Genomic DNA, 21,908 nt, shown 5'->3' with positions numbered 1-21,908 from the left:
GAGATTAACTGATGGCTCGAGCAATGCCCTGCTGTAGATCTGGGTGAATGCAATCGACAGGCAGGCGCTCCAAGAGACCTGCTCGAGTGGCCATCTCGTAGGGTTGATGTGCTAGTCCACAAATCATGAGCTTAATATCACGATTTTTACAAACTGCTTCCAGTTCAAGTACAGCATCCATTCCAGAGACGTCGATATAAATCACATTCTTAAGATCAAGTATCAACACTTTTGAGGGTAGTTCGTTTTCAATATTTTCCAGAATTTTGACTGCGCCAAAAAAGATAGCGCCATAAATTCGGAATGCAGCAATAGTTCCCTGATACTGCTTGAGCTCTGGAAAATCAATGAGATTGACTGGCTCATAGCGAGATAAACTTGAGATACGGTAAATGAAAGTAATAAATGCCAGTAGTAAGCCTACCTGTATTGCGACAGTGAGGTCTAACACGATAGTCAGAAAAAATACACTCAACATAGTTAAGCGATAAGGTAGGCGAAATTGCTTGAGGTCTGCAAACTTTTTCCATTCACCCATATTCCAAGCAACAAACATCAGGATCGCGGCTAGGCTAGCTAGAGGAATATTTTTCGCTAGCGGAGCTCCAAACAGAATAATCACCAGCAAGGTTGCCGAGTGAACGACCCCGGCAATTGGGGTGCTTCCACCGCTTTGTATGTTGGTCACCGTTCTAGCAATGGTTCCGGTGGCTGGCATGCCACCAAAGAACGGGGTAACTACATTGGCAACACCCTGAGCCATCAGCTCTTGATTAGACTCATGACGATCATGAATCAGTCCATCAGCAATTCGGGCGCATAGTAGTGACTCAATCGCCCCAAGCAGGGCGAGAGTAATGGCAGGTGCAATCACAAATTGAGCGGTACTCCAGCTAATAGGAATCCATTCAAAGCTAGGTAGACCTGAGGGGATGCCGCCAAAACGACTGCCGATGGTATCTACTGGAAGATTAAATGCACTCGTCACGATCGTGGCGATAGCCATGGCGATGACAGTTCCCGGAAGGTGGCCAAGATAACCAAGCTGTTTTTGAAAGATCCGCCAAGTAATCAGTAGGGTGAGGGTTCCGATCGATAGCATGAGAGCGACAGGGTTAACAGTATCGGCAGCAGCATACAGAGTTTGAACTGCTTGAAAAAACTCAGCAGGCATTTTGGTAATTTGAAGACCAAAAAATTCTTTTACTTGAGACAGTCCAATCAGTACAGCGATACCGTTGGTAAAACCAATAATGACCGCTACTGGAATAAAGCGAATTAATGTCCCCAGTCGAAAGAGCCCCATCAGGAATAAAAATATCCCCGACATCACAGTTGCCAAAAGTAAATTAGCAACTCCATAGTTCTCAACAATGCCGTAAACGATGACGATGAATGCACCAGCTGGCCCACCAATTTGCACGCGACTGCCGCCCAAGATGGAAATTAAGCCACCAGCAATGATGGCGGTAAAAATACCTGCTTCTGGTTTGAGTCCGCTGGCAATCGCAAATGCCATAGCTAAAGGTAGTGCGACTACCCCAACCGTAATGCCTGCCAATATATCTTTACTGAAAAGAGTACCGTTATAGCTCTTAAGGGAGTCGAGTAGTTTGGGGTGGAAAAAACGCATGTGCGAAAAACTGTTAAGCGATTCGATTGCCAACCCAGTAGGCGATGGTCGCGGATAGTGCGGTAACAGCAGATCCCCAGACAATGTCTACAAATGCCAAGCGCATAGGAAAGTCGCGAATCACTGCAAGATTGGTTAGGTCGTAAGTCATATAACAAAACAAACCAAATAGGGCGCCATACTGCGCTGCGTAAATCCAGGACTGTTTTGAAATTGCTGGGAAGATGACGAAGATGGATGCCCCAAGCGCATATAAAAGATAAAAAGCTAGCCCTGCCCACAATTTTGGCTCACTAGCCATGAGCGAACCCATTTCATCGCGATAGAGATTCCTGGCAATACCCAGAAGCCAAATTAAATCAATGATGATCAGTGTGATGAGAAACGAAAAATACACTGCAAAGTACTTGAGCAATTTAGTGTCCTTTTGCTTGTTTTTTTAGTTGAGTAATAAAGATTATGATGGAATGGAGATTAATAGGGTTAATTTAACAGGAGTCAATATGTTCAAACATTTATTAGTACCAGTCGATGGTTCAGACGTGAGCAAAAAGTCTTTAAAAAAGGTAGCTGAGCTTGCAAAGGCCGATAAAGCAGCTGTGACATTAGTTTATGTTTCGGATCCCATGCCTCCGATGGTGTATTCCGATAGCTCTATGGGCTATGGAATTTCTCAAAAGGACCACAAGAAGGTCTGCGAAGCTTATGCTACTGATGTCTTGAAAAAGGCCGCTCTTTTGTTGGGTGCCGGCGTAAAAGCAAATACGCTTCATATTCCTAATAGCAATTTATCAGAGGGTATTTTGGATGGCGCCAAGAAATCGAAAGCTGATGTGATTGTGATGGCCTCGCATAAGCGTACTGGTATTAAGAGCGTCTTATTGGGTAGTGAAACACATGAGGTGATCGTGCATTCTAAGATACCGGTATTAGTACTGGGTTAGTGCCTAGCGCATCAAAAATAAAGGGGTCTCATCAGACCCCTTTTCAATTGCTGATTTGCACCTACTAATTAATTAGCGGCGTACCCAGCAAGAGAATTTCTCGAGTAAGTAATCCACTATCACTATCACGCATATTCCACAAATCTAACTGAGTTTTTACAGCATAGGGATCGACATAGACCCCATCTTTTCTCAGTTCAAAATGGAGGTGAGGGCCGGTGGAGCGTCCAGTAGATCCGACATAGCCAATCTCTAGGCCACGCCGAACTTCATTACCCACTTCTAGTTCGGTGTTGTAGCCGCTCAAGTGAGCATAGTAGGTGCGATAGTTTCCAGGATGCTCAAGAATGATGAGGTTACCAAAGGCACCGCTATAGCCCAAATGTACTACCTTGCCTGTGGCTACGCTAAAGATGGGCGTCCCAGTGGGCGCCGAATAATCAATTCCCATATGAGTGCGATATCTCTGCTTGGGAGCGGCGACAACAGCGCTACCGTTCTTTGGTGGTGCAGCTCTTTTGCTTGATGCTCTTACACTACCAACTCCGCGGGAGATGCGTCGATAGCTCAGGGGATTCGTCCAGAAGGTGCGTTCAATCGATTCTCCGCTAGAGGTATAAAAGCCCCCGGGGATATCATTTCTTTCGACCCAAAAAGCGCTGGCAAATACTTCACTAGAGGATGGTTCAATGATTTCTACCGCCCAAATTTGAGCCCAACGTTCCTTATCGCCAAAGTCCACAATAAGACGAACAATGCTATTGGTATTTTCAAGCGAATTATTTTCTTCGGGATAAATTTGCTTAATGATGGAGTTCAACTCCCAAACTAATTCAACGGGTAATTTATCGCCCACTTTTTTAGGATCATACAAAACAGCACTCAGAGGTAATTGGATTTCCGTAAAGCGCTTGGATTCATCTCTGAGGTAGTCCTGCTGAATTAAGAAGTTACCCGCTGCTGATGGCGTAAAAGTCCAAATCTCAGTCTTGGCATCCTGTATCGGGCCATTCATGACACTCAAGGATTCGAAGCGGTTGCGGCTACCTAGAGCTAATGCATAAGGGATGCAATTACCCCGCATTCGATCAAAGAACCCCTTAGTTTGAGATTTGAAGAAATCATTGAGTTCTCGGTTTTCTAAACCCAGATTAGCCGGAAGATTCTCCTCGTTAAAGCTACGACGTAGACAGCCACGCTGGACTCGATAGTCTAGATTCACACCGCTTTCATTGCTTTGTGTGCCCTCAATCCGTTTAAATAACTCAGGATTTAATTCCATGCTTTTGGTGGAGCGATTGAGTGAATTTTCTTTCAACTGAATACCAGCCTGCTTATTGCTAGGACTCACCGCTTTCTGTTTTATCTGAGGGGTTTTGCTGGCCTTGGTAGTTTGACTGGCTTGCTGTGCTTGTGCGCTTGAGGCAAGCACTACTAGACAGAGTCCGGCAACCTTGAAGACGTTTATCAATAAGTAAGGTAATTGGCCGACTATTTTTTTCACTACTCAATTATCCAATATTGTTACCAAGCCCACTATTTTTTATGTTGTAGTGCAGCAATTTTCTATTGAAGTTGGTCAAGGAAAGTGGCAAAAGTTGTAGATACAATAAATTTTTAGTTAAAGGAATTGTCATGCCGATTATTGAGTCTGTATCAGTTGCTGCTGTAGCGGTGCCTCTAGATAAGGTCACCTCCTTTTCCACTCGAACGGTTTCGGAGCGGCACTATTGCCTGGTTAAAGTTCGAGGCAAGGATGGCAATGAGGGTATTGGATTTTGCTATGTCGGTAGTGCGGGTGGAGATATTGCCAAGATTGCCGTGGAGCAATTGCTAGCCCCAAAACTGATTGGTCAAAATAGTCATCGCAGTGAAGGTCTGTGGATGGATATGTATAACGAGTCTATTTTGCAGGGGCGCGCCGGTGCAGTGATGCGCGGCATCTCAATCCTCGATACTGCCCTTTGGGACTTAAATGCCCGTGCTGCTAAATTGCCTCTCCACCAATACTTGGGATCAGTCGTAGATGATCGCGTTCCAGCTTATGCCAGCGGTGGCTACTACCTTGATGGTAAAACACCCGCCATGTTGGGTAAGGAAATGGAGTCCTACGTAAAGCAGGGCTTTAAGGCCGTCAAAATGAAAGTAGGGCGACTATCCCCAAGAGAAGAAGAGGCTAGGGTTAAGGCTGCTCGTAAGGCTGTAGGCGACGATGTTTTGCTGACACTAGATGCTAACAATGCCTGGCGCGATCTGCCGACTGCCCTTGAGTATGTTCGTCGCTTTGAGGCTTACAACCCCTATTGGATCGAAGAGCCATTTTCCCCAGATGCTATCGATCTGCATGCGGCCCTAGCTCGTCAGACCAAGATCAACGTTGCTACTGGTGAGATGGAGGCTGGACGCTGGCGTTTTAGGGAGTTAATTGAAGCTGGTGGTGTCGCTATTTTGCAGTCAGATGCAGCAGTCTGTGGCGGTATCACGGAGTGGCGTCGTATTTCTGCGTATGCAGATTTAAAGGGTGTGATTGTTTGCCCACATTGGATGCATGATCTGCATGCTCCTTTAGTGGCAGCAACACCAAATGCGCGTTTTGTAGAATTCTTCTTAGATGATCAGGTCTTAAACTTCCGTAGATTGATTAACAAGCAGCTCACCTTCAAGAACGGTGATTTGATCTTGCATAAGACGCCAGGCTTAGGATTTGAGTTTGATGAAGCTGCTGTCAAAAAGTATGCTGGTAAGGCTGCCTGGACGAAGATCATTTAATGTATTTACATTCTCAGTAATAAAAAATCCCGCTCAAGAGGCGGGATTTTTTATAATCTTGAACTAATTCAAGATGTTCAAGTAGATTTGGGATTGAGTTTGTAGTGAGTAATGAGTTGAGTGATGAGTACCAAAGCAAATCCAATAAAACCAATGAGATCAGCTTCCGTAGAGGGGTAAGCTAAAGCCACCCCAGAGATCACCATGATCACACGCTCAAATACTTTGGTTTTCTCAATAAACCAACCCTGCAAGCCGCCGGCTAAACAAATGATGCCAACTACAGCAGTAAATGAGATCCATGCAATCTGAGTCCAGTCGGCCTGCTCTAAAGCGCTGGTAGATCCCATCAGGAGCAAACTTACGCCTGACTTATCAAGGACAAACATGAATGGCACCAAGATTGCTGGGGCAACGTATTTCCAGGTTTGTAAAGTAGTTTTATAAGGATTCCCTTTACAAATTGCGGCCGCAGCAAATGGAGATAAAGCTGTTGGGGGTGATACCTCTGAAAGTACTGCGTAATAGAAGATGAACATGTGTGCAGCAAATGCAGGCACACCTAAATTAATGAGTGCCGGCGCAGCGATCACAGCGCAAATAATATAAGAAGCGGTTACTGGTACCGCAAGACCAACGATCCAGACAATCAATGCTGTAAAGATAGCCGTTAGCAGCAATGAGCCTCCCGCATACTGAATCACGATGGAGCTAAATTTGAGACCCAGGCCAGTGAGGGTAACGGTACCAACGATGAGGCCTGCACCCGCACAGGTTGCAGCAATCGCTAATACGCCTGTAGAGCCCGATGAGAGCGCCTTCGATAAACTGGAGTTGTAAAGACCAGAGAGTATGGGTTCTTTACCTTTAAACCAAGCCCATGGAATGATGGCGGTATCTTCGCGCAACATACTAGATAGCGCAGAAACAATGGTAGCCCAAAAGACTGACATCACTGGCGAGAAGCCAAACATCATAAAAACTACGATAGAAATCAAAGAGAAAAAATGAAACCAATATTTTTTAGTTAACTGCCAAGCGCTTTCTGCGGATGCAAAGTGAATATTTTTCATGCCGTACTTACGTACGTCGATTTCAACCATGACAAACAAGCCAAGGTAGAACAGAATTGTGGGGATAGTTGCCATGAGCAACACATCTAAGTAGGAGATTTTGAGGAAGTCGGCAATCAGAAAGGCAGCCGCTCCCAATACTGGTGGTGAGATGATCGCACCAAGTCCGCCTGCAGCTAAAAGACCACCTGCGGCATTTTTTTCGTAGCCCACTTTTTCAAGCATGGGCGCAGCTACAGAGCCGACCGTAACAGTAGTTGCCACACCGGATCCTGATGGGCCGCCCATGAGGAAAGAGGACAAGACAATCGTTCTACCTACACCAGATGATTTGCCACCCATTGCAGCAAAAGAGAAGTCGATGAAGAATTTCCCCGCGCCAGTAAATTGTAGAAAGGCACCAAAGATGGTGAAAAGAATAATCAGGGTTGCAGAAACGTCTACTGCAGTGCCATAGATGCCCTCTAGACTCATGAACATATAACCTACGAGCCGATCTAAGCCATAACCTTTGTGAGTCCATGGGGCGGGCAGGTAGTTGCCAAAGAAGGCGTATAGCAAGAAAAGCACTGTAACGGTGACGAGTACCATGCCATTGGTTCTTCTCACGCTCTCTAGAATGAGCAGGATCAGAGCAATACCAAACATGACGTCAGTAGAATTTGGGTCAGTATTTCTGTCCATGAGCTCATCGCCGCCAGCCAGAATGTAATAAGCGATGGCAATGGAGCCTATGGCAAATAGAACATCCCAAAACTTCAATTGATTTTTAAAACGCGCGGCAATCGGAAAGCTTAAGAACACTAAAAACAAGACTAAGGCAACGTGAATGACTCTGAGCTGATGCGTTGGAACGATCGAATAAGCTGCATATAGATGAAATAAAGACATGCCTATTGCTACCAGCGTAATGAATACGGCCAGCATACCTTTGTAGTCATTAGAATCACCCTCCTCTTGTTTAATGAAGGCGTCTAATTTTTCTTGGGTTTCGTTATCAATTACATTTTGATTCATGTCTATATCAGTCTATTTTTATATTTATGTACGGCATTAAAGCAGAAGGGGTGAGATTAACTCACCCCAATATGGCTTAGTTTACTTTGATACCTTTTTCTTTAAAGTACTTTAGTGCGCCTGGATGATAAGCAATCGGTGAGGCATTTGCTTTTTGGTTTTCTAACTTGATATTTCTGTACTCAGCATGTGAGCGGACGAGTTCAAGTTGGTTATCAAAAATAGCCTTAACAATTTTGTATGCCTCTGCATCAGACATCGTAGCGTTCACAACCAAAAGATTAGCAACCGCTGCTACTTTGTTATCTTTCTCCATGCCGCTATAAGTTTGTTTTGTAATCTCGGATGGGAAATAAAGATTGCCATATTTTTTATTCATAGCAGGGACTTCAGCATTAGTGTCTACCATGACAATTTTCATGCCAGGACTATTTGCTAAATCGGTCACAGCGGCAGTTGGTAAGCCACCTACCCAAAAGAAGGCATCAATCTTGCGGTCTTTTACAGCGTTGACAGATTCTGCAACGCTCAAACGCTCACGCTTGACATCTTTGTCTTTGTCCAGCCCTGCAGCCTCTAACAAGCGAAAAGCCATTACTTCTGTAGCACTGCCTGGTGAGCCTGTGCTGATGCGCTTACCTTTGAGGTCTTTCATGGTCTTAATGCCAGTGGATTCCACGGTAGCAACGTGCATGAGGTTTGGATACAGAATCAGTAAATTGCGTAAATCTACTGGCTTGCCCTTAAATTTATCCTCACCATCTTTAGCATCTTTAGCGGCATCAGCCATTGAGAAGCCAACGTATGGTTTACCAGTGCCAACGAGTTTTAAATTATCAACTGAACCACCTGTCACTTCAGCAGTGGCTGACATTCCTGGTACATGCTTGGATAACACTGAGGCTAGGCCTCCACCCATTGGGTAATAAACGCCACCAGTACCGCCGGTTGCGATGGAAATGTTTTGTGCTTGTGCAGCACCGAACAACATTGTGATGGATACGGCAATTACTTTTATAAGCTTCATTTTTGTCTCCTGTTTTGCATCTATTAAATTAAAGGCCTGGCATGCTGAAATTAATCTTTTGTAGCTCACTCAACAACTTTGCTTGCTGGTCGGCACTCAGTTGCATGAGTGGTGGACGCACGCGCAACCACTCCGAATCCTTACTGTAATGTGCAACCGCAGTTTTCATACCAGCAATCATTTGATATTGAGCAAATATAGAGCGTACTTGATCTAGAGCAGTTTGCCGTTGATCTGCATCAGATTCTTTCCAGTGCGCTGCTAAATGAGAGATAGCCCCCGGGTTTACGTTAGCTGTGGCAGAGATACAGCCTACGCCACCAGCGTGCAAGGTACGCATGAGAAAGACTTCGCTACCAGCATAAACGCGGAAACCGGAGGGTGCTAACAGTTTAATAACGGATTCTGTGTAAGCCCAATCACCGGAACTATCTTTCATGCCAACGATCGTCTTCGGATAGGCTTTGGCGAGACGCTCTAATAAAGACAGGCTTAAATTAATCTTAGTAACTGGTGGAATGTTGTAAATATAAATTTGTAAACCAGCATCGCCTACTTTTTGAATGACTTCTGAGTAAAAAGCGAAAAGACCATCATCAGTGACATCTTTGTAATAGAACGGCGGCAGCATCAATACGCCGGCACATTTGTGTTGAACTGCATGACGGGTCATCGTGACAGTGGCATCAATCGAAGTGGCGCCAGTGCCAGGCATCATGTGAGCCGGATTTAACCCGCCCTCGATCAATGCTGTCAATACACCCATTTTTTGTGGGGCAGACATAGAGTTGGCTTCTGAATTTGTGCCAAAGATTGCTTGGCCAACACCATTAGATTCGAGCCATTGGCATTGCTTGAGCAATTTTTGTGCATCAGGGCTGCCGTCATCTTTAAACGGAGTTAATACAGGCGAGAGCACCGCAGGTAATGTTGAAGGGTGTAGGGTAATTGTCATACTTGCTCCGTTTTAATTTTTTACTTCGGTCAGAAGTGGTTTTTTATTATAGAAAGCTTCTAAGTTATCTATTGCTAAATTTGTCATCAATTGCCGCGTTTCGGAGGTCGCACTTCCAATATGCGGAGTTAATAGAACATTATCGATATTTAAGAACTTTGGGTTTGGATTTGGTTCATTTTCAAACACATCGAGCGCTGCCCCAGCAATCCATTTTTGCTGCAGTGCAACTAAAAGTGCAGCCTCATCTACTACGCTACCGCGTGCAATATTAATAAGATAGCCCTGAGGTCCGAGAGCTTCTAAGACTTTCGCATTGATCATTTTTTCTGTTTCTGGAGTAGCGGGGCAAGCGAGAAAAAGGACGTCAGATGCTTTTGCCAAAGATTGAATGTCGGGGAAGTACTCGTAGGGTAGATCTTTTTGCGTCGGACCGGTATAGGCTAAATTAACTTTGAACGGCTCTAAGCGTTTTGCCAGATCTTGGCCAATACGACCCATCCCTGCAATCCCGACCCGTTTACCAGCAAGAGTTGTCGTGACGGTAAATAAACCCTTGGACCAAGCAGCACTTTTAACGAACTCGTGCGCCTGTGGAATGCGGCGCAATAAACCAAAGAGCATGCCAATCGCGAGTTCGCAAACAGCGTCATTTAAAACACCTGGGGTATTACTAGCCTTGATTCCATGCGCCTTGAGGTAATCCAAGGGGAGATTGTCATAACCTACGCCACAAGTGGCCACCATCTTTACCGTAGGGAGTTTCTCAAGCAATTGGGCGGGCAACTGAGTGTTTGAGCGAATCAAAATACTCTCATAAGAGCCTGGCGGCAGATTGGCGGTGAGATCAGGAAAGCGAACCGGGGTAATGCGCCGGTCAATAGCCGCTTGCATTACCTCAGGAAATTGCCCGACCTGCAGTACTGAATTGACTGGGATCATGTCTCACTTACTTTTTTATTGGAATAATGCAAGCATTGTAAGAGGATTTTTGATCCTTATCTTGCCCCCGAAGGAGAAATTGAGATGTTGTTTAACCCATCCGAAACTAAGGTCGTCATCGTTGGTGGCGGCACTATGGGTGCCGATGTAGCGGCTGTTTGTGCACGCGGGGGTTGTGCAGTTCAGGTGCTGGAACCGACTACCGAGCGCCGCGCACTTTTGCCAGATTACTTTGCCAACACCATGATCGATCTTGGTTATGAGCGCCGCCTACATTTACTCTCGACAGCTGGCTCCTTGGAAGAGATAGATTGGTCGGAAGTGGATTTAGTGATCGAGTGCGTGCCTGAGCGCCTGGACATCAAGCAAGAGTTATTTGCCAAACTAGAACAATATGCAAAACCAGAGGCGGTCTTGGCGAGCAATAGCACTAGCTTTCCGATCAGCGATATTTCAGCGGGACTGAAAACGGCGGCACGGATGATTGGCTTACATTTCTTCATGCCTGCACACCTAGTGCCTTGTGTAGAAGTGGTCTATGGTGCAAAGACTTCGCCGATGGTAGGTGAAAGCCTTTCTCGTCTGATGACAGCTTGCGGCATGGTTCCCGTTACCGTGAAAAAAGATTTACCAGGCTTCTTGGCAAATCGACTGCAGCATGCCTTGTCTCGCGAAGCCTTCGCAATGGTTGATGCTGGGATTGCTAGCTTGGAAGATATTGATAAGGCCGTACGTTTTGGCTTTGGCTTTCGATACATCGCTGCAGGACCTGCAATGCAAAGAGACCATGCTGGACTCGACGTGCATGGTGCCGGCGGCGCCACGATTTATCCGACCCTGAATAATTCTCCAGATATTGCCAAATGCTTAAGTGATCGTATTGCCAGCGGCAAGCTGGGTATGAAAACCGGCGAGGGCTTTTATTCTTGGACTGCAGAAACCATGAAGGCGGAGCGAGAGCGCTACCAGGAAGCCTTGCGCGAAGGTTTAAAGATTATTCAAAAAGATTTGCCGAAGATTGACTAAGTTTAACTAAGATTAGCTGAGTCAGTTTTAGGTAAGGTCTTTGAGATTCAGGTTTCTGAGTTGAGGCGCAAGCTTGTAAGTGAGCAGGACAACTAGTAAGGTCGCTGCTCCACCAAATACGATTGATGGAACAAGCCCCATTAGACTTGCTGCAACTCCAGATTCAAGTGCGCCCAATTCATTGGAGGAGCCAATAAATATTCCATTGATTGCACTGATCCTACCCCGCATCTGATCTGGGGTAGTCAATTGCATAATGCTGCCACGGATCACTACTGAGATAGAGTCAAAGCAGCCGGAAATAAATAAGAATAGTGCGCACAGCCAAAGATTGTTTGAAAGCCCAAAGGCAATAATCGCGACTCCAAAGCCGCCGACTGATAGCAATAAATGTCTTCCACAATCTTCTAGCAGGGGTCGACGTGCCAAGTAAAGACCAGTAATCACAGCCCCAGCTGCTGGTGCTGCTCTCAGAATTCCCAGGGTCTCAGGACCGGCATTGAGAACCTCTTTAACAAAGGCGGGGAGTATAGATACTGCGCCGCCGAACAATACGGCAAACAAATCGAGCAGCATGATACTGACAATTAAATCGTGTTTTCGTACGTAATGAAAACCTTCCAAAAAGCTTTTTAAGAAATCCTTACTCATGCCTTCTGAGTGTTCATGTTGGATGCGAATGAAGCTCACCCCATATAGACCGACAGCTCCACTCAATGCAGCAAGGGCATAAGTCCACTCCAATCCAGCGAATCCAATCATGAGCCCGCCCAGACCCGGTCCAGTTACTACGCAAATCTGAAATGCAGAAGATGCATAAGCGGTATAGCGTGGCATTTGATCTCGGGGAATGATTTGTCCGAAGATGGCCTGATATGAAGGTCGCAAGAGTGCGCGAGCAAAACCTAAAAACGCTACCGCTGAATAAATTAAGAGAACTGGCGGCGCCAACCAGTCGAGGGCTATTGCAACTAGAAACAAGGCGACGGCAATATGCAAGGTGCAGGCAATCGCAGCAATCCATTTCCGAGAATGGCGATCTACTGCATGTCCAGCATAAAGGGCTAATGCAAAGTAAGGAATGAGTTCCGCAAGACCGATTAGTCCAAGGGAAATGACGCTATTGGTAATCTCATAAATATGCCATCCTACTGCGACCATCATGATTTGATAGCTCAGGGTTGCGCCTATACGGTAGAGCAGCAGAGTTTTAAAGGCTTGGCTAGTTTTCATGAATTTTTCTTATTCTAAAGGGGGTAGTGATTTATTCTTTAGATATGAAAAAAATCATCCGTGTTTGGGATTTGCCGATTCGCTTATTTCACTGGCTTTTGGTAGCCGGCATCATTCTGAGTTTTGTTACCGTCAAGATTGGCGGTAATGCAATGAGTTGGCATGCATTTTCTGGTTACTGTGTACTCAGCTTAATTATTTTCAGAATCATCTGGGGCTTTGTCGGCTCTTATCATGCGCGCTTCATGCATTTTGTGCCGAGTCCAAAGGGCTTAATACATTTTCTAAGAGATAAGACCGAAGCGGGGCTTGGTCATAACCCCTTGGGTGCTTTGTCTGTTCTGGCCCTACTTTTTTCAGTTGGCCTTCAAGCGGTAACCGGTCTTTTTGCAAATGATGACATTGCATTTGAGGGGCCATTCGCAAAATATGTTTCTAATGACGTGGTTCAGCTGTTTACGTCAATTCATTATTTTAATGAGAACATTCTGATTATTGTGATTTCACTTCATTTATGCGCAATTCTGTATTACCAAAAATTTAAAGGTGAGAATTTAATCAAGCCCATGTTAGTGGGCGATAAAGAAATTGACCCAAGCGAAACAGAAATTAATCTCTCTGCAGACTTGGGTCAGGCTTCCAAGGATGGAAGTTTGCAAAGAGGCCTTGCACTATTGCTACTGAGCCTCATTGCGGTAACGCTAGGTTACTTCATTACTAGCTGATTACTTTTTCTTAAAGTCATCATGGCAACCTTTGCAGGTAGCGCCTGCTGCACCAAAAGCCTTTTTGATTGCTTCTTGATCACCTGACTGTGCAGCGGTATTCAGGCTGGCAACAGCCAACTGCATTTTTTCTCCAGCCGCTTTAAATTTAGCGTTATCTGACCATACGCCTGGAAGTGCATTGCCACCTTCTGTGCCAGGACCAAATGCTTGCCATGGCAAAGTTGAGATCATGGCAACAACAGCTGCATTCTTTGCTACTTCATCTTTATTAAATGGCGCCTCGCCTTTAACAACGGCAGCAATTTTTCCAAAGGAATTAGCCATCACAGTAAAAGCACTTTGACGATATTTAATAGCGTCTTCTGGTTTTTTAAATTGTGCGTAAGCAAGGCCTGTTCCGGCGACTAGTGTGGGCGCGATAGCAGCCAAAATTAAATGTTTCAGTTTCATAGTTAAGCTCCAGTGAGATCAGTGAGTTACCGCTGATGAGTTCGAATTTTGAGAATACTTCAGAAAAGCATTTGCAGGGGAAGTGTGACAAAGTAAACAACACCCTTAAAAAAGGCCGTCAAGGGCTCCATCCAAAAGCTACCAATGAGCCCTGTAAAAACGAGTGCCAGAACGATAAAGAATCCATAGGGCTCTAGTTTTCCGAAGGCGATGGATTGGCGAGCCGGCAATAAGCTCGCCAGAATGCGGCCACCATCTAATGGCGGAAGGGGGAAGAGGTTAAACACGAGTAAGACTAGGTTCCAGGTAATACCCGCTTGAGCCACTGCCAAGAGAAATCGCTCATTCACATCAAAACCAAAGAGAAGAACTAGGAGAATGGCCCAAATGAGGGCTTGGATGAAATTCGACCCAGGTCCAGCCAGAGCTACCCAAATAGAGTCAATGCGGGGGTTACGCAGACGTCCAAAATTGACTGGGACTGGCTTGGCATAGCCTACTAAAAATGGGGATCCGCTCAAAATCAATAGCAGGGGAATGAGGATAGTACCCACCGGATCTATATGTTTAATGGGGTTGAGAGTAACTCTCCCGAGCATATAAGCGGTGTTGTCACCAAATTTACGGGCTGCATAGCCATGGGCAGCCTCATGAATGGTGATGGCGAAAATCAAAGGAATCGCATTAATGGCGACAGCTTGGATAGAATAGTCAGAAATCATGGCAATATGATATCCATAGGAGCTAAAAGTGACTGACGACAAAAAACCTGAATCAAAAACCCCCGCTAAGCCTGTAGTAGCTAAGCCCGCAGCCCGTCCACCAGCCCCAAAAGGTCCATCGGGCCCAGGCGGTAGGCCTCAGGCAGGATTTGGTGGCGGAAAAGCCATGATGCGCAAGGCTGGCCGCGGCCGATAGTGGATAATTACACTATCAAATAATGTGTTTAATGGGGATTTAGCATGAACGAATGGCATAAAGAGTCGAAAGAAGAAGTCAACAAGAAAATCATCACTTTGATCGTGATGTTGGCAGCCGCCACTAGCTTGGCTATTTTGTTTGCATTAGTTGCAGCACACACTGGCTACGTATTTGGCTAATCTGCAGTAATGACTAGCCAGCGCCAACCCGCAGTATTTGCTGGTCATGGCAGTCCGATGTACGCCATTGAGCCCAATCGCTATACCGCTTCTTGGGCCAATCTTGGTAAATCACTTAAGCGCCCAGATGCCATCTTAGTCATCTCTGCCCATTGGGTAACCCGCGGAGTCTGGGTTACTGCAATGCCCAAACCTAAAACTATTCATGATTTTGGTGGATTTCCCCAAGTCTTGTTTGATATTCAATATCCAGCGCCCGGAAGTCCCGCACTGGCAGATCGTATAAAAGAATTATTGGATGTTCCAGTAGTGCTTGAGGAGAACGAATGGGGCATTGATCATGGCGCATGGTCTGTTCTGAAATACCTCTATCCAAATGCAGATGTACCAGTGGTTCAATTGAGTCTAGATGGATCCATGTCTGCGAGTGAGCATTACACACTTGCTAAAAAGTTACGCCCTCTGCGTGATGAAAATATTCTCGTTCTGGCTAGCGGAAATGTTGTGCATAACCTGCACACGATTCATTGGGAGGAGGGTGCGACACCTTATCCATGGGCTAGGGAGTTCAATGACTTTTTTGTTTCGGAGATGCGCGCAAATCATCACGACAATTTAATTCACTGGGAGCGGTGTGGCGATGCCGCGCATTTATCTATTCCGACCCCTGAGCACTATTGGCCAGCTTTATATGCGCTTGCATTGCAAGAGCCGGGTGAAACCTCGAAGGTGTTAGTGGATGGATTAGAAATGAGCTCCATTAGCATGCTCACTTTTTCAATCCAATAAATACTGAATATGTGGCTATCTTTTCTTGCAATTTTTTGTGGCGCAGGTCTTGGCGCTTTGCTGAGGGCGGGTTTTAATCTCGTAACGGGCAGTGTTGCCTCGACCCTTCCGTTAGGAACGTTTATTTCTAATATGGTTGGAGGTTATTTCATCGGAATTGCCGTGGCCTTTTTTGGTAACAACCAAAGTCTCTCCCCCGAGTGGAAGTTATTTGTGATTACCGGTTTTTTAGGTGGCCTTACTACCTTCTCTAGCTTTTCTGCTGAAGTGGTCGGTTTTATGCAGCGTGGCGAAGTGAGCTGGGCACTGGGTACTGCGCTCCTACATTTAGCTGGCTCACTCTGCTTAACTTTTTTAGGTATTCTGACTTACCAGGCACTGAAGTAAGTTTGCGTATCTAGCTTACTCGGGCTTGATGTTTCCGGCCCTAACCACAGCACTCCATTTTGCAGCCTCTGATTTGATCAGGGCTGCAAAATCGGCGGGACTACCACCGCCAATTTCATTTCCTTGGGAGAGCATTAACTCTCTTAGCTGTGGATCTTTCAGCGCCTCATTAGCGGCCTTATTTAATGTGTCGATAATGCGCTTAGGTGTGCCAGCAGGCGCAATAAATCCTTGCCAATTGAGTACTTCCACCTTAGGGTAGCTCAGCTCTGCAAAGCTGGGTACATTTGGAAATAGTGGAGATCTCTTTTTACTCGTGATGGCAATAGGACGCAGTTTATCTGCTTTGATATTGGGAACTGCAGAGTACATCTGATCAAACATCATATCGACGTTACCTGCCATCAAATCCGTTAAAGCAGCAGAACCACTCTTATAGGGCACATGAATCATTTGAATGCCGGCATTTTGCATAAACAGCTCAGCTGAGAGTTGATGACTGCCACCGATTCCTCCTGAGGAGAATGTCAGAGTCCCTGGTTTTGCCTTAGCTGCTGCAACAATATCTTGAATAGTTTTGTACGGGGAATTTGGGTTCACCACCAGAATTAGTGGACCCTTTTCTATTAGGATGATGGGGGTCAGATCCGTCTCTGGGTCATACCGTAAATTGCCAAAAAGCGTTTTGTTTACCGCCATTGGTGCAAAGTTTCCCATCCCAATGGTGTAGCCATCTGGCGCAGCTTTTGCAATAAACTCAGTGCCGATATTTCCGCCAGCACCTGGTTTGTTGTCAATGACAAAAGGCTGTTTCAGAATCAAGCTCATTTTTTGCGCCAGCTGCCTACTGCGAGAGTCTGCGCTCCCACCTGCGCCGTAAGGCACAACGATAGTGATAGGTTTAGTGGGGTAATTAGTTTGCGCTTGTGGCGTAGAAACCATGAGTAATGCCACGCTGAATATAAATGTCTTTAGCAGTCTTATCATTTTCAAATTACTCCGATCATTCCTAGGGCAGCCCCTAGCGCAATTAAATATAGAGGATGCCAACGAGTCAAAACAGTGACTCCGATAGTGACGAGCGTCAGCACATATGCAGCATAGCTATGATTGATCTGTAAGGCAATCTGCCATGCGGAGGAGAGAACTAATCCAATCGCGAGTGCTGCAGCTGCATACTGAATCGATTTCTTTTTTTGCACATCCTTCATGCCTAGTATGAGGCGCTGTAAGTGATAAACCAAGATGGATGACGGCCAGGCAATTGCGAAGGTTGCAATCAAAGCTCCAAGCACACCATAGACATGCCAGCCAATGAGCGTGACTGTCATGAAGTTAGGGCCCGGCGCTGCTTGAGCGATTGCGAAATAATCAGCAAAAGTTTGCAGGTCAATCCATTGCTCTTGGTAAACCGATAGCTTAAGTAAGCTTGGGAGTAAGGCATTTACTCCGCCAAAGGCAATGAGCGAGAAGGCAGAGAGTTTTAGAAATAGACTCAATAAAACACTCATAGTTTGCGAGCCTTTTTTTGTGCCAAGACCCAGGCTAGCGGAGATGCTATTAGGACCACCCAGCCAAGACTTAGCTGGTAGTAGCTGGCTGCAATGACGGTGACAAGTACCACCAGTAGCATTAGTGGAAAGCGCAACTCGTCACGCAACATCTTGATGCCAGTAGAAGCAATTAAGCCAACCCCAACAGCAGAGATACCCCGCAGTATTCCTTTGACAGACTCTAGGTCGCTGTAATGTGTATAGAGGAGTGCTAACAGCATCACGATGCAGATCGGCCCCAGCGTTAAGCCTAGAACTGCCGCTAGTGCGCCTCTGGCGCCAGCAAAGCGAGAACCTATGCAAACCGCAAGATTCACAATGTTGGGGCCTGGAACAATTTGGCAGATGCCCAAAATAGCGCTAAATTCTTCCGAGCTCAACACTTTATCCTGCTCAACCAGAGTGCGACGTGCCCAGGGTAGTACACCACCAAAACCAGACATGCCGATTTTGCTAAAACTAATAAATAATTCTCTTGGAGTGAGCGTTTTCAAAAGCGTTAAGGCTGGTATGGATGGGGTACTGGCTTTTGATCTAACCATGCTTCCAAAGTTTCAGTAATCCCTTGAGAGAACATTTTAAAAACAGGCTCCGCGATAAAGCCTAGGTGGGGAGTTGCTAGTAAATTTGGGATGCTACGTAAGGGATCATTGGATGGCAATGGTTCAATATCAAATACGTCCACAGCAGCTTGTCCGGGACAACCTTTTTTGAGAGCAATGCATAAATCAGACATATTGATTAATGCAGAGCGCGAGGTGTTGACCAGAATAGAATCAGGGCGCATTAATGCGAGTTGATCGGTACTGATGAGGCCTTTAGTTCCAGGGCCCGCCACTAAGTGCAGAGTGACTATTTTTGATGTGCTTAGTAGTTCATCGAGGCTAACGGAAGTTGCACCTTCGGTTGCGGCACGTTCCTGCGTCATATTGGGACTCCAGGTGACAATCTCCATGCCGAATGCCTTACCAACACGAGCGACGGCACTGCCGATAGCACCAAGACCAATCACTCCCAAACGCTCACCTGAGAGCATGGGTAGGACCGAGAGTTCATCACGCCAGCCTCCAGAGATCACTAAATGATTTTGGCGAACCAATTGTTTTGAAGCCCCTAAAATTAATGCCCAGGTTAACTCGGTGGTAGTTTCTTTAGAAGGGCCTCCTGGCGTGCAGGCAATCGGAATATGACGAGCAAGGAGGGCGGCGCTATCTAACGTGCCATTTCGCTTTCCTGTGAACATCAATAATTCGAGCTTTGGCAACCTCGCAATCATGGTTTCATTGAAGGGGGATCGGTCGCGTACGATGGCAATCACATCAGCGTCTTTGACTGCCTCATACAAGGCCTCATCCCGTAACGGCTCATGATGAATGATGAGGTTTGAATTTTGCTCTATCCGGTCCCATTGAGAGAAGCGACGCAGAGCGCGCTCGTAATCTCCTAGGATGACAATATTAGGTAAATTGGCCATGACTCTCTTTGCTGATTTGTTATTCTGCTTGAGTTTACTATCGATCACTGAGTAATTTTGACAAAGGAAATCCCGATGATTTTGGAGCACTGCGATATCGAAATTGACCCAACTAAGGGTGCTGAATTTGAAGAGGCTATTTTGCGTGGCGTCAATACGGTGATAGCTAAAGCTAAAGGCTTTCAGGGCTTTAAGGTGAACCGCAGTATCGAAAGTCCTGCCCGTTATTTATTGTTGATTTATTGGGATACCCTGGAGAACCATACAGTCGACTTTAGGGGGTCAGATGCTTTTGCTGATTGGCGAGCTATTGTTGGGCCATTCTTCGTAAAACCCCCTTTTGTTGAGCATATGACTTTAGTGGGTAAATCGAGCTAGTACCTTCAGTAATTACGCGCTTTGTTTTTTTCGGATTGAGCGCTCAAGTGGGATGGTGTCTAGATTGGGTTCTAGCGCTTCCCGCTCATCAAATACAAAACAGCTGCCGGTGTAATGTGCGGAGCCAACTTCTTCAAAGTACTTGAGAATGCCGCCTTCAAGCTGATAACTATGTTGCATGCCAATTTCGCGCATGTAGAGCCCGGATTTTTCACAACGAATTCCGCCGGTACAAAAGCTCACCAAAGTTTTATCAGCTAGCTCGTCTTTATGTGCAGTAATGGCTTCGGGAAATTCTGTAAATTTCTCGATATTGAAATGCAGTGCATTGTCAAAAGTTCCATACTCAACTTCAAAAGCATTGCGTGTGTCGACCATGACAACCGGGCGTCCTAAATCATCTGTTCCACGATCAAGCCACTCTTGTAATTTTTTTGGTGTGATGAAGTTGGCGCGACCCTCTTCCGGACGAATCGCTGGATGATTCATTCGAATAATTTCATTCTTAATTTTGACCAGCATCTTCTTAAAGGGCTGAGTTTCAGACCAGCTATCTTTAGTTTGCAGGGGTGCAAAGCGCGGATCCTGACGCAAGTAATTTATAAAGCTGCGTAATTTGGATTCGCTACCAGCTAGGAACATATTGATACCTTCGCCAGTCAAGAGAATAGTGCCCTTTAACTCGCTAGAATTGCACTCATCTAAGATCTTGGTGCGTAGCTCAGCTAAATTATCCAAACTGACAAATAAGTAGGCAGCTATGTTCAAAATTGGTTTCATAGGTAATCTCATCTTGCTCCGGCATCTATTATCAAACAAGCCGTAAGGATGGGTGGTAATCTTGCAGTCTTAATCGAGGGAGATGATGTCATGCCGATTTACTTGAAAATAACTAAAAAAGCGCTTTTATTTGGTCTATTTGCGATGTTTGCTGGTTCTTTTGCTAGCGCTCAAACGGCCGGTGTAGGTGCTTGGCCTACCCAAAAACCGATTCGCCTGATTGCTGTTTTCCCGCCGGGTGGCTCTGTGGATCAAGTGGCTCGCACCTTAGCTCCGGCTTTGCAGGCGGAATTAAAGCAAAACGTGATTGTTGAAAATATTGGCGGAGCATCTGGTGTGATCGGAACTGCCGCTATGACAAGGTCAGATCCTGATGGCTATACCTTTGCTGTGGTCTTTGACACGCACGGTGTAAATCCGATCCTCAAAGATAAGCTCCCGTATGACACGATTAAAGATATAGCGCCTGTAACCTTAATTGGCACTTCACCGATGGTATTGGTCGCCAGCAAGAATTCTGGGATCACCAGCTTTAAGCAGTTGGTAGACCAGTCTAAGGCTGGCAAACCATTTAGCTATGGATCCATAGGCATTGGTAGCTTGGGTCACTTAGCTATGGCACGTTTAGCTAAGCAAGCAGGCTTTGATTGGAATCACATACCTTACCGTGGTGGAGGCCCATTGATGCAAGATGTGCTGGGCGGTCAGGTTCCACTAGCTGTTGGCTCAGAATTCTTGGTCAAGCCCCATGTTGATAGTGGCGGTGTCATCCCCTTGGTAATCACTACTGCTAAAAGATCGCCTGAGTTGCCCAATGTGCCAACGATTGCTGAAAGTGGTTTCCCTGGATTTAATGCGCCAGCATGGTGGGCAGTATTGGCCCCAGGCAAAACCCCACCAGCAATTGTGAATGCCATGAATGATGCTGTCACTAAAGCATTAAAAACACCGGCTGTATCTGAGAAGCTGAAGTCTCAAGGGATTCAGATTGTCGCTGGCAACCCAGAAACTTTGCGTGACTTTATCGGCAAGCAAATTGCGATCTGGGGTAAGTTCGTGATTGAAAATAATATTAAAGAAGCGCAATAAGGAATTGATATGAGTGAGCGTTTAATTCCTTATCAACCAATTGATTTAGCTGAACCCGCTGAGTTAGTAGCAGCTATTCGCAAAAGACGTGGTGGCCAGTTTATTAATTTGGATCGCATGCTTTTACATAGCACCCCCATTGCCGAGGGTTGGAATCATTTCGTGGGTGAGATTCGTAATAATCTCTCCTTGGATCCAAAGCTGCGCGAGCTTGCAATGTGTGGGGTGGCTGTTCTTAATGGCGCCGAATATGAATTTTTTCATCACGCCCCGCCGTTCATTAAAGCAGGTGGCACTGAAGAGCAAGTTCAAGCACTACGTTTGATTGGCCAGCCAAGCTTTCCTAGCGCCTTATTCTCCGCCGTTGAAAATGATGCAGTAGAGCTCACGTTTCAGATGACGCGCAATATCCAGGTTGATAGCGCTCTGATGAAGCGTTTGCAGGCTACTTTGGGAAATACTGATACCGTTGAGCTTGTCACTGTAGTGGCAGCTTACAACATGGTCTCTCGGTTTTTGATTGCTTTGAATGTTAATCCCGAGGAGCATCCTCCTGAGTAA

At 45.8% G+C, this 21,908-nt stretch carries 26 protein-coding genes; 11 read left to right on the top strand and 15 right to left on the bottom strand.

Annotated features, from left to right (window positions below):
* Window positions 1-4 precede the first annotated feature (4 nt).
* Together C2759_RS08065 and C2759_RS08060 are read right to left on the bottom strand one after the other, a co-directional pair.
* Window positions 5-1,633: a SulP family inorganic anion transporter gene (locus C2759_RS08065; RefSeq protein ID WP_215354486.1), complete on the bottom strand. Its 1,629-nt coding sequence runs from the start codon at window positions 1,631-1,633 to the stop codon at window positions 5-7.
* Window positions 1,634-1,646: 13 nt separating this feature from the next.
* Window positions 1,647-2,048 (bottom strand): DUF2177 family protein, encoded by a 402-nt coding sequence (locus C2759_RS08060; protein ID WP_215354484.1) that lies wholly within the window; start codon window positions 2,046-2,048, stop codon window positions 1,647-1,649.
* A gap of 88 nt (window positions 2,049-2,136) precedes the next feature.
* On the opposite strand from C2759_RS08060, the gene C2759_RS08055 reads away from it, so the two are divergent.
* Entirely contained in the window at window positions 2,137-2,577 is a 441-nt protein-coding gene (locus tag C2759_RS08055; RefSeq protein WP_215354481.1) for a universal stress protein, read from the top strand.
* Between the two features lie 64 nt (window positions 2,578-2,641).
* On the opposite strand, the gene C2759_RS08050 is transcribed toward C2759_RS08055, so the two are convergent.
* A complete protein-coding gene (locus tag C2759_RS08050) occupies window positions 2,642-4,081 on the bottom strand; it encodes a M23 family metallopeptidase (protein WP_251366948.1) in 1,440 nt (479 codons plus the stop codon).
* Between the two features lie 131 nt (window positions 4,082-4,212).
* Here C2759_RS08050 and C2759_RS08045 point away from each other — a divergent pair, with 131 nt between their 5' ends.
* Window positions 4,213-5,346 carry a mandelate racemase/muconate lactonizing enzyme family protein gene (locus C2759_RS08045; protein ID WP_215354479.1) on the top strand — a complete coding sequence of 378 codons (1,134 nt, stop codon included), beginning with the start codon at window positions 4,213-4,215 and terminating at the stop codon, window positions 5,344-5,346.
* Between the two features lie 77 nt (window positions 5,347-5,423).
* On the opposite strand, the gene C2759_RS08040 is transcribed toward C2759_RS08045, so the two are convergent.
* The 4 genes from C2759_RS08040 to C2759_RS08025 all read right to left on the bottom strand — a co-directional run bounded on the left by C2759_RS08040 (window position 5,424) and on the right by C2759_RS08025 (window position 10,360).
* Window positions 5,424-7,436, bottom strand: a complete 2,013-nt coding sequence (locus C2759_RS08040) for a TRAP transporter fused permease subunit (RefSeq protein ID WP_215354476.1) — start codon at window positions 7,434-7,436, stop codon at window positions 5,424-5,426.
* Between the two features lie 76 nt (window positions 7,437-7,512).
* A complete protein-coding gene (locus C2759_RS08035) occupies window positions 7,513-8,463 on the bottom strand; it encodes a TAXI family TRAP transporter solute-binding subunit (RefSeq protein WP_215354473.1) in 951 nt (316 codons plus the stop codon).
* A 28-nt stretch (window positions 8,464-8,491) separates the two neighbouring features.
* Window positions 8,492-9,418, bottom strand: coding sequence for a dihydrodipicolinate synthase family protein (locus C2759_RS08030; protein ID WP_215354471.1), 927 nt, complete (start codon window positions 9,416-9,418; stop codon window positions 8,492-8,494).
* Between the two features lie 12 nt (window positions 9,419-9,430).
* On the bottom strand, window positions 9,431-10,360 hold the full coding sequence (locus C2759_RS08025) for a 2-hydroxyacid dehydrogenase (RefSeq protein WP_215354469.1): 930 nt from the start codon (window positions 10,358-10,360) through the stop codon (window positions 9,431-9,433).
* A gap of 84 nt (window positions 10,361-10,444) precedes the next feature.
* Between C2759_RS08025 and C2759_RS08020 the strand changes: the two genes are divergently transcribed.
* Window positions 10,445-11,386 carry a 3-hydroxyacyl-CoA dehydrogenase family protein gene (locus tag C2759_RS08020; RefSeq protein WP_215354467.1) on the top strand — a complete coding sequence of 314 codons (942 nt, stop codon included), beginning with the start codon at window positions 10,445-10,447 and terminating at the stop codon, window positions 11,384-11,386.
* Window positions 11,387-11,413: 27 nt separating this feature from the next.
* Here C2759_RS08020 and C2759_RS08015 read toward each other — a convergent pair whose 3' ends face one another.
* Window positions 11,414-12,619 (bottom strand): MFS transporter, encoded by a 1,206-nt coding sequence (locus C2759_RS08015; RefSeq protein ID WP_215354464.1) that lies wholly within the window; start codon window positions 12,617-12,619, stop codon window positions 11,414-11,416.
* A 44-nt stretch (window positions 12,620-12,663) separates the two neighbouring features.
* Here C2759_RS08015 and C2759_RS08010 point away from each other — a divergent pair, with 44 nt between their 5' ends.
* A complete protein-coding gene (locus C2759_RS08010; protein WP_215354461.1) occupies window positions 12,664-13,344 on the top strand; it encodes a cytochrome b/b6 domain-containing protein in 681 nt (226 codons plus the stop codon).
* On the opposite strand, the gene C2759_RS08005 is transcribed toward C2759_RS08010, so the two are convergent.
* Entirely contained in the window at window positions 13,345-13,797 is a 453-nt protein-coding gene (locus C2759_RS08005; protein WP_046330631.1) for a cytochrome c, read from the bottom strand. It lies immediately after the preceding gene.
* 59 nt (window positions 13,798-13,856) lie between these two features.
* Window positions 13,857-14,519: a site-2 protease family protein gene (locus C2759_RS08000; RefSeq protein ID WP_215354460.1), complete on the bottom strand. Its 663-nt coding sequence runs from the start codon at window positions 14,517-14,519 to the stop codon at window positions 13,857-13,859.
* Between the two features lie 28 nt (window positions 14,520-14,547).
* Between C2759_RS08000 and C2759_RS07995 the strand changes: the two genes are divergently transcribed.
* Genes C2759_RS07995 through crcB form a run of 4 tightly spaced genes read left to right on the top strand, consistent with a single transcriptional unit; the run spans window position 14,548 to window position 16,073 of the window.
* Entirely contained in the window at window positions 14,548-14,715 is a 168-nt protein-coding gene (locus tag C2759_RS07995; protein ID WP_215354458.1) for a hypothetical protein, read from the top strand.
* Between the two features lie 44 nt (window positions 14,716-14,759).
* Window positions 14,760-14,897, top strand: a complete 138-nt coding sequence (locus C2759_RS07990) for a hypothetical protein (RefSeq protein WP_170217005.1) — start codon at window positions 14,760-14,762, stop codon at window positions 14,895-14,897.
* A 9-nt stretch (window positions 14,898-14,906) separates the two neighbouring features.
* Complete coding sequence (ygiD, locus tag C2759_RS07985; RefSeq protein ID WP_215354456.1) at window positions 14,907-15,686, top strand: 4,5-DOPA dioxygenase extradiol; 780 nt, start codon at window positions 14,907-14,909, stop codon at window positions 15,684-15,686.
* A gap of 9 nt (window positions 15,687-15,695) precedes the next feature.
* The gene (crcB, locus tag C2759_RS07980; protein WP_215354453.1) at window positions 15,696-16,073 is read left to right on the top strand and encodes a fluoride efflux transporter CrcB; all 378 of its coding nucleotides are present in this window, start codon (window positions 15,696-15,698) and stop codon (window positions 16,071-16,073) included.
* A 15-nt stretch (window positions 16,074-16,088) separates the two neighbouring features.
* Here crcB and C2759_RS07975 read toward each other — a convergent pair whose 3' ends face one another.
* From C2759_RS07975 to C2759_RS07960, 4 genes are read right to left on the bottom strand one after another with little or no spacing between them, the layout of a single operon-like run.
* On the bottom strand, window positions 16,089-17,015 hold the full coding sequence (locus C2759_RS07975) for a tripartite tricarboxylate transporter substrate binding protein (RefSeq protein WP_251366947.1): 927 nt from the start codon (window positions 17,013-17,015) through the stop codon (window positions 16,089-16,091).
* Window positions 17,016-17,062: 47 nt separating this feature from the next.
* Window positions 17,063-17,584 (bottom strand): chromate transporter, encoded by a 522-nt coding sequence (locus C2759_RS07970; protein WP_215354447.1) that lies wholly within the window; start codon window positions 17,582-17,584, stop codon window positions 17,063-17,065.
* Window positions 17,581-18,168 carry a chromate transporter gene (locus C2759_RS07965; protein WP_251366946.1) on the bottom strand — a complete coding sequence of 196 codons (588 nt, stop codon included), beginning with the start codon at window positions 18,166-18,168 and terminating at the stop codon, window positions 17,581-17,583. The genes C2759_RS07970 and C2759_RS07965 overlap by 4 nt, the downstream gene beginning before the upstream one ends.
* On the bottom strand, window positions 18,126-19,100 hold the full coding sequence (locus tag C2759_RS07960) for a D-2-hydroxyacid dehydrogenase family protein (protein ID WP_215354444.1): 975 nt from the start codon (window positions 19,098-19,100) through the stop codon (window positions 18,126-18,128). The genes C2759_RS07965 and C2759_RS07960 overlap by 43 nt, the downstream gene beginning before the upstream one ends.
* 75 nt (window positions 19,101-19,175) lie before the next feature.
* Between C2759_RS07960 and C2759_RS07955 the strand changes: the two genes are divergently transcribed.
* Entirely contained in the window at window positions 19,176-19,478 is a 303-nt protein-coding gene (locus C2759_RS07955; RefSeq protein ID WP_046330625.1) for an antibiotic biosynthesis monooxygenase, read from the top strand.
* A 12-nt stretch (window positions 19,479-19,490) separates the two neighbouring features.
* On the opposite strand, the gene C2759_RS07950 is transcribed toward C2759_RS07955, so the two are convergent.
* Window positions 19,491-20,258 carry a sulfurtransferase gene (locus C2759_RS07950; RefSeq protein ID WP_215354440.1) on the bottom strand — a complete coding sequence of 256 codons (768 nt, stop codon included), beginning with the start codon at window positions 20,256-20,258 and terminating at the stop codon, window positions 19,491-19,493.
* A 48-nt stretch (window positions 20,259-20,306) separates the two neighbouring features.
* Between C2759_RS07950 and C2759_RS07945 the strand changes: the two genes are divergently transcribed.
* On the top strand, window positions 20,307-21,347 hold the full coding sequence (locus tag C2759_RS07945) for a tripartite tricarboxylate transporter substrate binding protein (RefSeq protein WP_251366945.1): 1,041 nt from the start codon (window positions 20,307-20,309) through the stop codon (window positions 21,345-21,347).
* Between the two features lie 9 nt (window positions 21,348-21,356).
* Window positions 21,357-21,908, top strand: coding sequence for a carboxymuconolactone decarboxylase family protein (locus C2759_RS07940; RefSeq protein ID WP_215354436.1), 552 nt, complete (start codon window positions 21,357-21,359; stop codon window positions 21,906-21,908).

Origin of the sequence: Polynucleobacter sp. MG-Unter2-18 (assembly GCF_018687675.1) — a bacterium.
Classification (GTDB): domain Bacteria; phylum Pseudomonadota; class Gammaproteobacteria; order Burkholderiales; family Burkholderiaceae; genus Polynucleobacter.
The sequence above is the reverse complement of the archived record's forward strand: the minus strand, read 5'-3'. Positions and strand labels throughout refer to the sequence as shown.

Excerpts from the sequence above, each read along its gene's own strand:
- C2759_RS08065 (WP_215354486.1), bottom strand. The coding sequence starts at position 1,633 with ATGCGTTTTTTCCACCCCAAACTACTCGACTCCCTTAAGAGCTATAAC.
- C2759_RS08055 (WP_215354481.1), top strand. The coding sequence starts at position 2,137 with ATGTTCAAACATTTATTAGTACCAGTCGATGGTTCAGACGTGAGCAAA.
- C2759_RS08045 (WP_215354479.1), top strand. The coding sequence starts at position 4,213 with ATGCCGATTATTGAGTCTGTATCAGTTGCTGCTGTAGCGGTGCCTCTA.
- C2759_RS08040 (WP_215354476.1), bottom strand. The coding sequence starts at position 7,436 with ATGAATCAAAATGTAATTGATAACGAAACCCAAGAAAAATTAGACGCC.
- C2759_RS08035 (WP_215354473.1), bottom strand. The coding sequence starts at position 8,463 with ATGAAGCTTATAAAAGTAATTGCCGTATCCATCACAATGTTGTTCGGT.
- C2759_RS08030 (WP_215354471.1), bottom strand. The coding sequence starts at position 9,418 with ATGACAATTACCCTACACCCTTCAACATTACCTGCGGTGCTCTCGCCT.
- C2759_RS08025 (WP_215354469.1), bottom strand. The coding sequence starts at position 10,360 with ATGATCCCAGTCAATTCAGTACTGCAGGTCGGGCAATTTCCTGAGGTA.
- C2759_RS08020 (WP_215354467.1), top strand. The coding sequence starts at position 10,445 with ATGTTGTTTAACCCATCCGAAACTAAGGTCGTCATCGTTGGTGGCGGC.
- C2759_RS08015 (WP_215354464.1), bottom strand. The coding sequence starts at position 12,619 with ATGAAAACTAGCCAAGCCTTTAAAACTCTGCTGCTCTACCGTATAGGC.
- C2759_RS08010 (WP_215354461.1), top strand. The coding sequence starts at position 12,664 with ATGAAAAAAATCATCCGTGTTTGGGATTTGCCGATTCGCTTATTTCAC.
- C2759_RS08005 (WP_046330631.1), bottom strand. The coding sequence starts at position 13,797 with ATGAAACTGAAACATTTAATTTTGGCTGCTATCGCGCCCACACTAGTC.
- C2759_RS08000 (WP_215354460.1), bottom strand. The coding sequence starts at position 14,519 with ATGATTTCTGACTATTCTATCCAAGCTGTCGCCATTAATGCGATTCCT.
- C2759_RS07990 (WP_170217005.1), top strand. The coding sequence starts at position 14,760 with ATGAACGAATGGCATAAAGAGTCGAAAGAAGAAGTCAACAAGAAAATC.
- ygiD (WP_215354456.1), top strand. The coding sequence starts at position 14,907 with ATGACTAGCCAGCGCCAACCCGCAGTATTTGCTGGTCATGGCAGTCCG.
- crcB (WP_215354453.1), top strand. The coding sequence starts at position 15,696 with ATGTGGCTATCTTTTCTTGCAATTTTTTGTGGCGCAGGTCTTGGCGCT.
- C2759_RS07975 (WP_251366947.1), bottom strand. The coding sequence starts at position 17,015 with ATGGTTTCTACGCCACAAGCGCAAACTAATTACCCCACTAAACCTATC.
- C2759_RS07970 (WP_215354447.1), bottom strand. The coding sequence starts at position 17,584 with ATGAGTGTTTTATTGAGTCTATTTCTAAAACTCTCTGCCTTCTCGCTC.
- C2759_RS07965 (WP_251366946.1), bottom strand. The coding sequence starts at position 18,168 with ATGGTTAGATCAAAAGCCAGTACCCCATCCATACCAGCCTTAACGCTT.
- C2759_RS07960 (WP_215354444.1), bottom strand. The coding sequence starts at position 19,100 with ATGGCCAATTTACCTAATATTGTCATCCTAGGAGATTACGAGCGCGCT.
- C2759_RS07955 (WP_046330625.1), top strand. The coding sequence starts at position 19,176 with ATGATTTTGGAGCACTGCGATATCGAAATTGACCCAACTAAGGGTGCT.
- C2759_RS07950 (WP_215354440.1), bottom strand. The coding sequence starts at position 20,258 with ATGAAACCAATTTTGAACATAGCTGCCTACTTATTTGTCAGTTTGGAT.
- C2759_RS07945 (WP_251366945.1), top strand. The coding sequence starts at position 20,307 with ATGGGTGGTAATCTTGCAGTCTTAATCGAGGGAGATGATGTCATGCCG.
- C2759_RS07940 (WP_215354436.1), top strand. The coding sequence starts at position 21,357 with ATGAGTGAGCGTTTAATTCCTTATCAACCAATTGATTTAGCTGAACCC.